This window comes from Pseudomonas fluorescens (genome assembly GCF_000730425.1).
Classification (GTDB): Bacteria; Pseudomonadota; Gammaproteobacteria; order Pseudomonadales; family Pseudomonadaceae; genus Aquipseudomonas; species Aquipseudomonas fluorescens_X.
In genome coordinates, this window is the sequence record NZ_CP008896.1 from 5,532,761 (window position 1) to 5,545,017 (window position 12,257).

Below are 12,257 nucleotides of genomic sequence, written 5' to 3' on the forward strand. Positions count from 1 at the left end.
GCCGATTGGCGGGGTTTTTTTTTGCTGCCCGCGTAGGCGGCGGCTTCTGTCAGAATGGCCCGAATATCGTGAGCGAGCGTTTACCGTCGGGGAATGGCATGCCGTTGAAACGTTTGAATAGCCTGTCCGAAATAGCGCCTGATGAGTGGAACGCGTTGGTCCCCGAGGATCAGCCGTTTCTACGCCATGCTTTCCTCAGTGCACTGGAAGACAGTGCCAGCCTTGGCCGGCACTCTGGCTGGCAGCCGGAGCACTTGCTGCATTACGAGGGTGAGCGGTTGGTTGCGGCACTGCCCAGCTATCGCAAATGGCACTCCTATGGCGAATACGTGTTTGACCATGGTTGGGCCGACGCCTGCGCGCGCGCAGGCATCGATTACTACCCCAAGCTGCTGACAGCGGTGCCTTTCAGCCCGGTCAGCGGGCCGCGCCTGCTGGTGGCCAATGGCGCGGACGGCCTGGAACTGCTCCAGAGCCTGCCGGGTTACCTGGAAATCGAAGGGCTCTCCAGCGCCCATATCAACTTTACCGATACCATGGCCGATGCCGCGCTAGGCCAGCAACCGGGGTGGCTTGCGCGCCTGGGTTGCCAGTTTCATTGGCAGAATCGCGGGTACCGGGACTTTCCGGATTTCCTCGACGCCTTGAGCTCGCGCAAGCGCAAACAGATGCGCAAGGAGCGCGAGCAAGTGGCGGGGCAGGGGATCGAATTCGAGTGGCTGCAAGGCCATGAATTGAGTGAGGCCCAGTGGGATTTTGTCTACGCCTGTTATGCCAATACCTATGCCGTGCGCCGGCAGTCACCGTACCTGACCCGCGCGTTCTTCAGCCTGCTGGCCGAACGCATGCCGCAAGCGATACGGGTGGTGCTGGCCAAGCAAGGGGCGCGGCCGGTGGCCATGGCGTTCAGCCTGGTCGGCGGCGATAGCCTGTACGGCCGTTATTGGGGCTGCCTGGGCGAATTCGACCGGCTACATTTCGAAACCTGTTTCTATCAAGGCATGGATTACGCGATTGCCAATGGCCTGCAACGTTTCGACGCTGGTGCCCAGGGTGAGCACAAGTTGATTCGTGGGTTTGAGCCGGTGATTACCCATTCCTGGCATTACTTGCGCCATCCGGGCTTGAAGAGTGCGGTGGAGGATTTCCTGGAGCGCGAGCGCGTGGGGATTCTGGCGTATGCCGAAGAGGCGCGCTCAGCCCTGCCGTATCGACAGGTGTAGGAGCCGGCTTGCCGGCGATGGCGGTGTGTCTGCCAATGAGGTGCTGGCAGATAGTCCGCTATCGCTGGCAAGCCAGCGCCTACAAGGGGCATCGCTGTTGGATCAGGCAGTTTCTTCCTTGCCCAACCAACGGTAGGTGATGCCACCGATCACTGCGCCAAGGATCGGCGCCAGCCAGAACAGCCACAGTTGTTGGATCGCCCAACCGCCGACAATCAGTGCAGGGCCGGTGCTGCGGGCCGGGTTGACCGAGGTGTTGGTGACCGGGATCGAGATCAGGTGAATCAGCGTCAGCCCCAGGCCAATGGCGATTGGCGCCAGGCCAGCAGGGGCACGACGGTCGGTGGCACCGAGGATGATCAGCACGAACATCGCGGTCATCACCAGTTCAGTGACAAACCCCGCCGCCATCGAATACCCACCTGGCGAATGTTCACCGTAGCCATTGGACGCCAACCCTGAAGCCAGTTCGAAGCCGGGTTTGCCACTGGCAATGAAGTACAGCAAGGCTGCTGCCACGACGCCACCAATGACTTGCGCGACGATATACGCTGGCATTTCCTTGCCCGGGAACCTGCCGCCGACCACCAGACCCACGGTGACGGCCGGGTTGAGGTGACAGCCGCTGATATGGCCAATGGCAAAGGCCATGGTCAGTACGGTAAGCCCGAATGCCAGGGAGACACCCAGCAGGCCGATTCCGACATCGGGGAACGCTGCGGCCAGAACCGCACTCCCGCAACCTCCCAATACCAGCCAAAACGTACCTAACCCTTCTGTAACGGAACGTTTGAACAGAGACATGAATGCGTCCTTCTAAATCAACTGGTCGGTGATGCTTCCCTGCACCTTGATGTCAGGGCCCTCCTGGGCCCTGAGTGCAGTACAGCAGGATTGTGATAGACGGCCAGTGAGATAGAGAAAAACTGTCAGAATTGTTCGGAATTGACGGTGTAGCGGGTCGGGCAGAGTCAGTCGATACCGACGAATCCTCCGGTCTGGTGCTGCCACAGTCGCGAGTACAGGCCGCCATGTGCCAGCAACTGGGCATGGCTGCCACTCTCGGCGATCTGGCCTTTTTCCAGGACCACCAGCCTGTCCATTCGCGCAATGGTGGACAGGCGGTGAGCGATGGCAATGACCGTCTTGCCTTGCATCAGGGTTTCCAGGCTTTCCTGGATCGCCGCTTCCACTTCCGAGTCCAGGGCCGAAGTGGCCTCGTCCATGATCAGGATCGGTGCGTCCTTGAGCAGCACCCGGGCGATAGCGATGCGCTGGCGTTGCCCGCCGGAGAGTTTCACCCCACGCTCACCGACATGGGCGTCCAGGCCAGTGCGGCCCTCGGCATCCGACAGCAATGGGATAAATTCATCGGCACGCGCCTTGCGGATCGCTTCCCAGAGTTCCTGGTCGGTGGCGTCGGGCTTGCCATACAGCAGGTTGTCGCGGATCGAGCGGTGCAGCAGCGAGGTGTCCTGGGTAATCATGCCGATGCGTTCGCGCAGGCTTTCCTGGGCCACTTCGGCGATGTTCTGGCCGTCGATCAGGATGCGCCCGCCTTGCAGGTCGTAGAGGCGCAGCAGCAGGTTGACCAGGGTCGACTTGCCGGCACCGGAGGGGCCGATCAGGCCGATCTTTTCCCCAGGTTCAATGACCAGGTTCAGGCCACTGATGATGCCGCTGCGCTTGCCGTAGTGGAAATCCACCTGCTCGAAGCGCACTTCGCCGTGGGGCACGTTCAGGCGCGGGGCGTTTTCGCGGTCGATCACCGCCAGCGGCTGGGCGATGGTTTTCAGGCCGTCCTGGACCATGCCGATGTTCTCGAAAATGCCGTTGACCACCCACATGATCCAGCCAGACATGTTGACGATGCGGATCACCAGGCCGGTAGCCAGGGCAATGGCCCCCACCGAAATCAGCGACTGTGTCCATAACCACAGGGCCAGGCCGGTGGTGGTGACGATCAGCAGGCCGTTCATGCTGGTGATGACCACGTCCATGCTGGTGACCACGCGGCTGGCCAGCTGGGTTTTTTCGGTCTGCTCGATCATCGCTTCCTTGGCGTATTCCTGCTCGGACTGAGTGTGAGCGAACAGCTTCAAGGTGGTGATGTTGGTGTAGCCATCGACGATACGGCCCATCAGTTTGGAGCGCGCCTCGGAGGAAATCACCGAGCGTTCCTTGACCCGCGGCACGAAGTAACGCAGCGTCAGGCTGTAGGCGATGATCCACGTGACCAGTGGGATCATCAGGCGCCAGTCGGCCTCGGCAAACAGCACCAGGGAACTGATGGCATAGATCGCCACGTGCCAGATGGCATCGACGGCAGCCACCGCCGAGTCGCGTAGCGAGTTGCCGGTCTGCATGATGCGCTGGGCAATGCGCCCGGCAAAATCGTTCTGGAAGAAGTTCAGGCTTTGCTTGAGCACATAGCTGTGGTTCTGCCAGCGGATCAGGCTGGTCATGCCGGGGCTGATGGTCTGGTGTACCAGCAGGTCGTGCAGGGCGCCGAAGATCGGGCGCAGCAGCAGGGCGACCACCGCCATCCAGATCAGCTCGGTGGCGTGGATCTGGAAGAAATTGGCCGGCGGCGTGCCCTGGGCCAGGTCGATGATGCGGCTCAGGTAGCTGAACAGCGCCACCTCGATCAGCGCACCAATCAGGCCCACCACCAGCAGCGCGGCGAAACACGGCCACACCTGGCGCAGGTAATAGAGGTAGAAGGGCAGGACTTTATCGGGAGGTGCCGCGCTGGGAGCATCGCGGAAGATATCGATCAGTTGTTCAAAACGACGATAGAGCATTAGGTATGACGCCCGCGGGGCGGGCTCTCCTTGTTATAAACGCGCGCGGCCTGGTGAGCGGCGCGCGAGACTCCCTGTCGATCAGTCGATGATTTTGGCCGACTTGATGAGCACAGGATCGATGGGCACGTTTTGCATGCCTTGCTTGGTAGTGGTCTGTGAGTTGACGATCTGGTCGACCACGTCCATGCCGCTGACCACTTTGGCGAAAACCGCGTAGCCAGCATCGCGACCTGGATCGAGGAAGGCATTGTCGGCAACGTTGATGAAGAACTGGCTGGTAGCCGAGTTGGGGTTGGAGGTACGTGCCATCGACAGGGTGCCGCGCACGTTATGCAAGCCGTTGCTGGCTTCGTTGCGGATCGGGTCCTTGGTGTCTTTCTGGATCATTTGTGCAGTGAAGCCACCGCCCTGGACCATGAAGCCTGGAATCACACGGTGGAAGATGGTGTTGGTATAGAAGCCACTCTTCACATACTCCAGGAAGTTCTTGCTGGAGATGGGTGCCTTGACCGGGTCCAGTTCGATTTCGATTTTGCCAAAGCTGGTGTCCAACACGACATGCGGTGCCTTGGCGTCAGCCGCCATCAGGTTGGCAGCAAACAGAACAGAACCGGCAAAGAGGGCGATTTTTTTCAGCATGGGTCAGTGATCCTGGGTAGTGGTTGGAACGGTCTTTAGAAAGTCGAGCAGGATTGCGTTGAACGTTTCGGGTTGGTCCAGCGGCGTGGCGTGACGCGAGTCCTCGATCACCACCAACCGCGCATCGGGCAGCAGTTTTACATAGATTTCTTTGTGCGCCACAGGGGTGTAGTCGTGGTCGGCGCTGATGACCAGGGTTGGACAGGTGATCCTCGAAAGTCGTTCCTGCACCCCCCAGCCCACAATCGCATCGAAGCTGGCGAGGTAAGCACGTTTGTCGTTTCTTGCCCAGCGTTCGGTCATCTTGCGCCGCAGGTCGGCCTGTTCAGGTTTGGGGAACAACCTGTCGCCGAGCGCCTTGCCGATGGTGTTCAAGCTGAGGAGGCGCGCCAGGCTCCAGCGCTTGGCCCATTGCCAGTAGTCGTCTGCGCTGCGCACCTTGACCTCGGGCGCGCTGTTGACGATGCACAGGCTCCTGAGCATCTGCGGTTGGTCGACCGCCAGTTGAAAGGCGATCATCCCCCCCATCGACAGGCCCACCACATGGGCAGCGGGCAATTGCAGGTGTTCGATCAATGCCGCCAGGTCGGCGGTAAAGCCGGTGATGCTGTAGCGCTCCCGGGGTTTGTCGGAGCGGCCGTGGCCGCGTACATCTACCACAATCAAACGGTAATGACGGGCCAGTACCGGCACCTGCAATTCCCAATCCTGGCAACTGGAGCCCAGGCCGTGGATCAGGATCAGCGGCTCGCCATGGCCATATTCCTCGTAATGCAGAGTGCAACCTTCATGTTCGAAATAGGCCATGGGTGAGCTCCGTTTCAGGCTTGCCGGGGGGCGGCAAAGGGTGCGTCCAGCGGTGCGGTGTCAAAGGTGCGCAGCAGTTCGACGAGAATCTGCGTGGCCGGGCCCAGGGGCTTGTCCTTGTTCGAGTACAGGTAGAACGTCGGATGGCGGCTGGCGCCTTGTTCCAGGGGCAGTTGCTTGAGCACGCCTTCCTTGAGTTCGCGCTCGATCATGTGCCGGGGCAGCCAGGCAAACCCCAGGCCGCTGCCGACGAAGGCGGCGGCGGTGGCCAGGCTACCCACGGTCCAGCGCTGCTCGGCGCCGAGCCAGCCGACGTCCCGCGGTTGCTGGCGACCGGAGTCACGGATCACCACTTGCATCTGGCTTTCCAGGTCCTGGAAGCTCAACTCTCGGTTTAGCCGGTGCAGCGAGTGCTCGGGGTGGGCCACGGCGACAAATTCCACGTCGCTCATTTCCGTGCCCAGGTAGCCGGGGATACTGAAGCCGCTGATCGCCAGGTCTGCCACGCCCTCAATCAGCAACTCCTCGACGCCCGACAGCACTTCTTCACGCAGGCGCACGCGGCAGCCACGGCTTTGCGGCATAAAGGCGGTGAGGGCGCGCACCAGGCGGGCGTTGGGGTAGGCGGCATCGACCACCAGGCGCACTTCGGCCTCCCAACCTTGTTCCATATGATGGGCCAGGTCTTCCAACTGGCTGGCGTTCTTCACCAATTGCCGGGAGCGGCGCAACAGCACTTCGCCGGCTTCGGTGAGCACGGCCTTGCGCCCATCGATGCGCAACAGGGGCACGCCCAACTGGTCTTGCATGCGGGCTACGGTGTAGCTCACCGAGGATTGCGAGCGGTGCAGCACTTCGGCTGCCTGGGCGAAGCCGCCATGGTCAACCACGGCTTGCAACGTGCGCCATTGATCAAGGGTCACGCGGGGCGCTTTCAAGATGAGCTCCTCTTGTCCTAAGCTGGCGGTCCTTATTGGAGACTGCCGAATGAGAAAATTCTGTTGTGTGATGCTGGCACTGTTGCCGTTGAGCGCGTTTGCCTATCCGATCGACGTGTCAAAATCGATCCAGGGGGTCAGCATCGATTACAGCGCGTCGGATGTTGACGGCGATATCAGCTCCATCCAGCTCAGTAACTTCGGCAGCAATGACGCTGCGTGTACGGTGGCGTTCACCAATGGCCCGGAGCCTGCGCGGGTGCGCAAGGTTACGGTTCCCGCCGGGAAAAGCACCAACACCACGGTCAAGTTCAGCCGCGCGATTATCAAGATGCGGATCAAGCTGACCTGCGAACCCAAGTAACGCGCTGCGGAGCCCTGACCACGCTCCGCTTATAACCAAATTTATAGATGGTTTACAGCAGTTTTTTACGCTTTTTTATCGAATTGACTCTGTTTAATCTTCACTCCATCGACTTACAGCCATTACCGATGGAGCTTACAAAGCCATGTCCCATATTCTGATCATCGAAAGCAGCGCCCGCCAGCGGGACTCCATCTCCCGCCAACTGACCCAGCAGTTCATCAGCCAATGGCAGGCTGCCCATCCGGCCGATCAGATCACCGTGCGCGACCTGGCCATTAGCCCGGTGCCGCACCTGGACGCCAACCTGTTGGGTGGCTGGATGAAACCGGCGCAACAGCGCAACGCCGATGAGCAGGCTTCCCTGGACCGCTCCAACGAGCTGACCGAAGAGCTGCTGGCCGCCGACGTGCTGGTGATGGCCGCGCCGATGTACAACTTTGCCATCCCCAGCACCCTCAAGGCGTGGCTCGATCATGTATTGCGCGCTGGTGTGACCTTCAAGTACACCGCCACCGGCCCTCAGGGTCTATTGCATGGCAAGCGGGCCATTGTGCTCACCGCGCGTGGGGGGATTCACACCGGAGCGACGTCCGATCATCAGGAACCTTATCTGCGCCAGGTCATGGCTTTCATCGGCATTCATGACGTCACCTGCATTCATGCCGAAGGGGTGAACCTGGGTGGCGAATTCCAGGAAAAGGGTGTGAACCATGCCAAGGCCCTGTTGGCACAGGTTGCCTGAAGCGTTAATCGCCAGATAATCGCGCGGTGTTTTTATAACCCCACGCAACCCTTCAAGTATGCGTACCGAACCTCCCTTTGCACTTGTTGCTCCTGAGTGCTCTGCCCGACTGCCGCTTTAGCGAGGTCGGGTTTTTTTTGCCCGAAGTTTCGCCCCGCCGCGAAAGACGCTAATGTCGCGCCCATTCAAACATGAGGCGAACATGGGCTATTTACTGATTGTCACGCTGATCCAGGCGTTTTCCTTCAGCCTGATCGGCGAATACCTGGCCGGTCACGTCGACAGCTATTTCGCCGTGCTGGTGCGTGTGCTGCTGGCGGGGCTGGTGTTTATCCCGCTGACCCGCTGGCGGTCGGTGGAGCCTGGGTTCATGCGCGGCATGCTATTGATCGGTGCGTTGCAGTTCGGCGTGACGTACGTGTGCCTGTATTTGAGCTTTCGCGTGCTGACGGTGCCGGAGGTGCTGCTGTTCACCATCCTCACGCCGTTGCATGTGACCTTGATCGAAGATGCGCTGAACCGACGCTTCAACCCCTGGGCGTTGGTGGCGGCACTGGTGGCGGTAGCGGGCGCGGCGGTGATCCGTTTTGACCAGGTCAACCCGGACTTCTTCATGGGCTTCTTGCTGCTGCAACTGGCCAACTTCACCTACGCTGCCGGGCAAGTGCTGTACCGGCGCCTGGTGGCCAGGCATCCGAGCGATCTGCCGCACTATCGGCGCTTTGGCTATTTCTACCTGGGGGCACTGGCGGTGGTATTGCCGGCGTTCTTGTTGTTCGGCAAGGCCAACTACCTGCCTGAAGCGCCGTTGCAGTGGGGAGTCCTGGTGTTTCTTGGGCTGGTCAGTACGGCGTTGGGCTTGTACTGGTGGAACAAGGGCGCGTGCCTGGTCAATGGTGGCACCCTGGCGGTGATGAACAACCTGCATGTGCCGGTGGGGCTGTTGCTCAACCTGCTGATCTGGAACCAGCATGAACCGTTGGGGCGATTGTTCCTGGGTGGGGCGGTGTTAGTGGCGGCGGTGTGGATCAGTCGGTTGGGCGTGCGCCCGGCTTTAGGGCTTGCCAACCGGTGATGAGTGTTGTGGGAGCGGGCTTGCTCGCGAATGCGGTGGGTCAGAGCCAGATATGCTGACTGACATGCCGCATTCGCGAGCAAGCCCGCTCCCACAAGGGTTCAGCTTATAGCGCAGCTTTTTCAGGGGCTGGCAGGTGGCTGGCACCCAGCACCGCCGGTAGCACTCCGGCCCGCAGGTCATTGCCACTGGGTTGCTGGTAAAGGCTCAAGCCAAACTCCGGCAGCACTGCCAACAGGTAGTCAAAGATATCCCCCTGGATCCGCTCGTAATCGGCCCAGGCCGTGGTGCGGGTAAAGCAGTAGATTTCCAGGGGCACACCCTGGGAGGTGGTCTGCATCTGGCGCACCATGCAGGTCATGTTCGGCTGGATATCCGGATGGCTCTTGAGGTACGCCAGCGCGTAGGCACGGAAAGTCCCCAGGTTGGTCATCCGCCGGCGGTTGGCCGACAACTGCGCGCTGTGGCCCTGGGCTTCGTTCCAGGCCTTCAATTCCGCCTGTTTGCGGCTGATGTAGTCGGTCAGCAGGTGGACCTGGGTCATCCGCATTTCTTCATCGTCGCGCAGGAAGCGCACGCCCGCCGCGTCGATAAACAGGCTGCGCTTGATCCGCCGCCCGCCCGAAGCCTGCATGCCGCGCCAGTTCTTGAACGATTCGGACATCAGGCGCCACGTGGGGATCGAGACGATGGTCTTGTCGAAGTTCTGCACCTTGACCGTATGCAAGGTGATGTCCACCACGTCGCCATCGGCGCCGACCTGGGGCATTTCGATCCAGTCGCCGACCCGCAGCATATCGTTGCTGGTCAGTTGCACGCTGGCGACAAACGACAACAGGGTGTCCTTGTACACCAACAGGATCACGGCCGACATCGCACCCAGGCCGGATAGCAGCAGCAGCGGTGAGCGGTCGATCAATGTGGCGACGATGATGATCGCGCCAAACACGAACAACACCATTTTTGCCAGTTGCACATAGCCCTTGATCGAACGCGTGCGGGCATGTTCGGTGCGTGCGTAGATATCCAGCAGGGCGTTGAGCAGGGCGCTCATGGCCAGGACCTGGAACAGGATGGTGAACGCCAACGCCACATTGCCGATGAACAGCGCGCTGGTCTTGCTCAACTCCGGCACCAGGTGCAGGCCGAACTGAATCACCAGCGACGGCGTCATCTGTGCCAGGCGATGGAAGACCTTGTTATGCCGCAGGTCATTGAGCCAGTGCAATGCGGGTTGGCGGCCGAGCAATTTGACGGCATGCAGGATCAGGTAGCGTGCCACCCGTCCGACCAGCAGGGCCACCACCAGGAGCACCAGCAAGGCCAGGCTTGAATGCAGTAGCGGATGTTGGTCCAGGGCACCCCAGAGGTCCTGGACGTTGAGCCAGAGCTGTTTGATATCCATGGTTAAACGCGATTCTTCTGTAAGACATGACGGGGCGATTAGAGCATTTAAGTGCTGCAAAGTTGTGCAGGCAGACAAATCACCTGACAAAAAACCATCTGATTGGCCTACTTCGCGTAAAGAAACTCGGCCTGAGCGCCCGAAACCGTTACCCTATGCAGCTGATTTTTAGTATTTCTTCGAGGTAGCACCCGTGTTTTCCCAATTCGCCCTGCACGAACGCCTGCTCAAAGCCGTGGCCGAGCTTAAATTTGTCGAGCCTACGCCTGTGCAAGCAGCGGCCATCCCGCTCGCGCTCGAAGGGCGTGACCTGCGGGTGACGGCTCAAACCGGGAGTGGCAAGACTGCCGCTTTCGTCCTGCCGATCCTCAACCGTCTGATCGGCCCGGCCAAGATCCGTGTCAGCATCAAGACCCTGATCCTGCTGCCAACCCGCGAGTTGGCCCAGCAGACCTTGAAGGAAGTGGAACGCTTCTCGCAGTTCACCTTCATCAAGTCCGGCCTGATCACCGGTGGCGAGGATTTCAAGGTGCAGGCCGCGATGCTGCGCAAGGTGCCGGATATCCTGATCGGCACCCCCGGGCGGATGATCGAGCAGTTGAACGCCGGCAACCTGGACCTCAAGGAAGTCGAAGTGCTGGTACTGGACGAAGCCGACCGCATGCTCGACATGGGCTTTGCCGATGACGTGCAGCGCCTGGTGGACGAATGTGTCAACCGCCAGCAGACCATGTTGTTCTCCGCCACCACCGGTGGCTCGACCCTGCGCGAGATGGTCGCCAAGGTCCTGAACAACCCTGAGCACCTGCAGGTCAATAACGTCAGCGACCTGAACTCGACTACCCGTCAGCAGATCATCACCGCTGACCACAATGTGCACAAAGAGCAGATTCTCAACTGGCTGCTGGCCAACGAGACCTATCAGAAGGCCATCGTGTTCACCAACACCCGGGCCATGGCCGACCGTATCTACGGGCGCCTGGTGGCTCAGGAGTACAAGGCGTTTGTCTTGCACGGTGAAAAGGACCAGAAGGACCGCAAGCTGGCCATCGACCGCCTCAAGCAGGGCGGCGTGAAGATCCTGGTCGCCACCGACGTTGCCGCCCGCGGCCTCGACGTGGAAGGCCTGGACATGGTGATCAACTTCGATATGCCGCGCAGCGGTGACGAGTATGTGCACCGTATCGGCCGTACCGGGCGTGCCGGCAACGATGGCCTGGCCATCTCGCTGATCTGCCATGGCGACTGGAACCTGATGTCGAGCATCGAGCGCTACCTCAAGCAGTCGTTCGAGCGCCGTACCATCAAGGAAGTCAAAGGCACCTACAGCGGGCCGAAGAAGGTCAAGGCTTCGGGCAAGGCCGTGGGCGTGAAGAAGAAAAAGGTCGACGCCAAGGGCGACAAGAAGAAAACCGGCGCCAAGTCGCCGACCAAGCGCAAGATCGCCAACCGTCCGAAGACCGACAACCTGTCGTTGGTCAGCAAGGACGGCATGGCCCCCCTCAAGCGCCGCAAGCCAGAAGCACCGGCTGGCGAATAGTTAAACCGGGCACTCCACCTTGTAGGAGCTGGCTTGCCAGCGAAAATCGACAACGATGACTCGGGGGGCCTGATGCGCTGCGCTCAGGTTCTTCGTCGGCTCCTACAAAAACGCAGGCTGACCGGCCTGTGGACAATGGCCGGTGAAAAGCTCGGTGCAATCACGCTCGTCTGCCCACCTGAACGGCGCCAACACCTGCAGGTCACAACCTTTGAAGGCAACCCATCGGTGTGCCTGCAGGAGGATTCAGGATGAGTACTTACAATTGGGATCTGATCGAGCGTCTGTTGCATGAGGTGCAAAACGGCGAGGGCAGCTTTGCCCCACGCAAGTATGCCGAGCAGGAAGCCGCCGAGAAGGCCACGGCGGGCGAGTTCAGCGGCGACCTCGATGCACTGAAAAAGACCGCTGCCGATTACGAAGCGCTGTTGTTCAAGCGCGGCTTTATCGAGTCTCGGCCCGAGGACGAGGGTGGCAATGGCGAGAACTTCATTTTGACGCCCCTGGGTGCCCGGCTGCTGGCGCTGATTGACAGTTCGATCCCGGGTAACAATCACCCGCGCCAGGTGCTGGACGAGCAGGCCGACGCGCTGGACCCAGCGACGTTCGAGGTTTTGGCCGCCAAGGCGCACATCGCCTGAGCTGCCTGAAACTGTCAAATCGGTAATCTGGCACTAAGCCAACTGACAGGCGCCGATCCCTACTCTGCGGTCA

Annotated in this window: 13 protein-coding genes; 7 read left to right on the forward strand and 6 right to left on the reverse strand. The window is 60.4% G+C overall.

Going from position 1 to position 12,257, the window contains the following annotated elements:
* Nucleotides 1–98: 98 nt before the first annotated feature.
* On the forward strand, nt 99–1,223 hold the full coding sequence (locus HZ99_RS24840) for a GNAT family N-acetyltransferase (RefSeq protein ID WP_038446767.1): 1,125 nt from the start codon (nt 99–101) through the stop codon (nt 1,221–1,223).
* Nucleotides 1,224–1,325: 102 nt separating this feature from the next.
* Here HZ99_RS24840 and aqpZ read toward each other — a convergent pair whose 3' ends face one another.
* From aqpZ to HZ99_RS24865, 5 genes are all read right to left on the reverse strand, one after another.
* Nucleotides 1,326–2,027, reverse strand: coding sequence for an aquaporin Z (gene aqpZ / locus HZ99_RS24845; protein WP_038446769.1), 702 nt, complete (start codon nt 2,025–2,027; stop codon nt 1,326–1,328).
* 167 nt (nt 2,028–2,194) lie between these two features.
* On the reverse strand, nt 2,195–4,027 hold the full coding sequence (locus tag HZ99_RS24850) for an ABC transporter ATP-binding protein (protein WP_038446771.1): 1,833 nt from the start codon (nt 4,025–4,027) through the stop codon (nt 2,195–2,197).
* 81 nt (nt 4,028–4,108) lie between these two features.
* A complete protein-coding gene (locus tag HZ99_RS24855) occupies nt 4,109–4,669 on the reverse strand; it encodes a peptidylprolyl isomerase (protein ID WP_038446773.1) in 561 nt (186 codons plus the stop codon).
* A 3-nt stretch (nt 4,670–4,672) separates the two neighbouring features.
* Nucleotides 4,673–5,476, reverse strand: a complete 804-nt coding sequence (locus tag HZ99_RS24860) for an alpha/beta fold hydrolase (RefSeq protein ID WP_038446776.1) — start codon at nt 5,474–5,476, stop codon at nt 4,673–4,675.
* Nucleotides 5,477–5,490: 14 nt separating this feature from the next.
* Nucleotides 5,491–6,414, reverse strand: coding sequence for a LysR family transcriptional regulator (locus HZ99_RS24865; protein ID WP_038446778.1), 924 nt, complete (start codon nt 6,412–6,414; stop codon nt 5,491–5,493).
* A gap of 49 nt (nt 6,415–6,463) precedes the next feature.
* On the opposite strand from HZ99_RS24865, the gene HZ99_RS24870 reads away from it, so the two are divergent.
* From HZ99_RS24870 to HZ99_RS24880, 3 genes are all read left to right on the forward strand, one after another.
* Nucleotides 6,464–6,778, forward strand: coding sequence for a hypothetical protein (locus HZ99_RS24870; RefSeq protein ID WP_038446780.1), 315 nt, complete (start codon nt 6,464–6,466; stop codon nt 6,776–6,778).
* A gap of 145 nt (nt 6,779–6,923) precedes the next feature.
* Complete coding sequence (locus tag HZ99_RS24875; protein WP_038446784.1) at nt 6,924–7,523, forward strand: FMN-dependent NADH-azoreductase; 600 nt, start codon at nt 6,924–6,926, stop codon at nt 7,521–7,523.
* A gap of 202 nt (nt 7,524–7,725) precedes the next feature.
* Complete coding sequence (locus HZ99_RS24880; RefSeq protein ID WP_038446789.1) at nt 7,726–8,598, forward strand: carboxylate/amino acid/amine transporter; 873 nt, start codon at nt 7,726–7,728, stop codon at nt 8,596–8,598.
* A gap of 106 nt (nt 8,599–8,704) precedes the next feature.
* On the opposite strand, the gene HZ99_RS24885 is transcribed toward HZ99_RS24880, so the two are convergent.
* Complete coding sequence (locus HZ99_RS24885; RefSeq protein WP_038446794.1) at nt 8,705–10,003, reverse strand: mechanosensitive ion channel family protein; 1,299 nt, start codon at nt 10,001–10,003, stop codon at nt 8,705–8,707.
* Between the two features lie 193 nt (nt 10,004–10,196).
* Between HZ99_RS24885 and HZ99_RS24890 the strand changes: the two genes are divergently transcribed.
* Genes HZ99_RS24890 through HZ99_RS24895 form a run of 3 tightly spaced genes read left to right on the forward strand, consistent with a single transcriptional unit; the run spans nt 10,197 to nt 12,184 of the window.
* Nucleotides 10,197–11,543, forward strand: coding sequence for a DEAD/DEAH box helicase (locus HZ99_RS24890; RefSeq protein WP_038446798.1), 1,347 nt, complete (start codon nt 10,197–10,199; stop codon nt 11,541–11,543).
* Between the two features lie 33 nt (nt 11,544–11,576).
* Nucleotides 11,577–11,798, forward strand: a complete 222-nt coding sequence (locus HZ99_RS28825; RefSeq protein WP_115284113.1) for a hypothetical protein — start codon at nt 11,577–11,579, stop codon at nt 11,796–11,798.
* The gene (locus HZ99_RS24895; protein WP_038446802.1) at nt 11,795–12,184 is read left to right on the forward strand and encodes a hypothetical protein; all 390 of its coding nucleotides are present in this window, start codon (nt 11,795–11,797) and stop codon (nt 12,182–12,184) included. The genes HZ99_RS28825 and HZ99_RS24895 overlap by 4 nt, the downstream gene beginning before the upstream one ends.
* Nucleotides 12,185–12,257 lie beyond the last annotated feature (73 nt).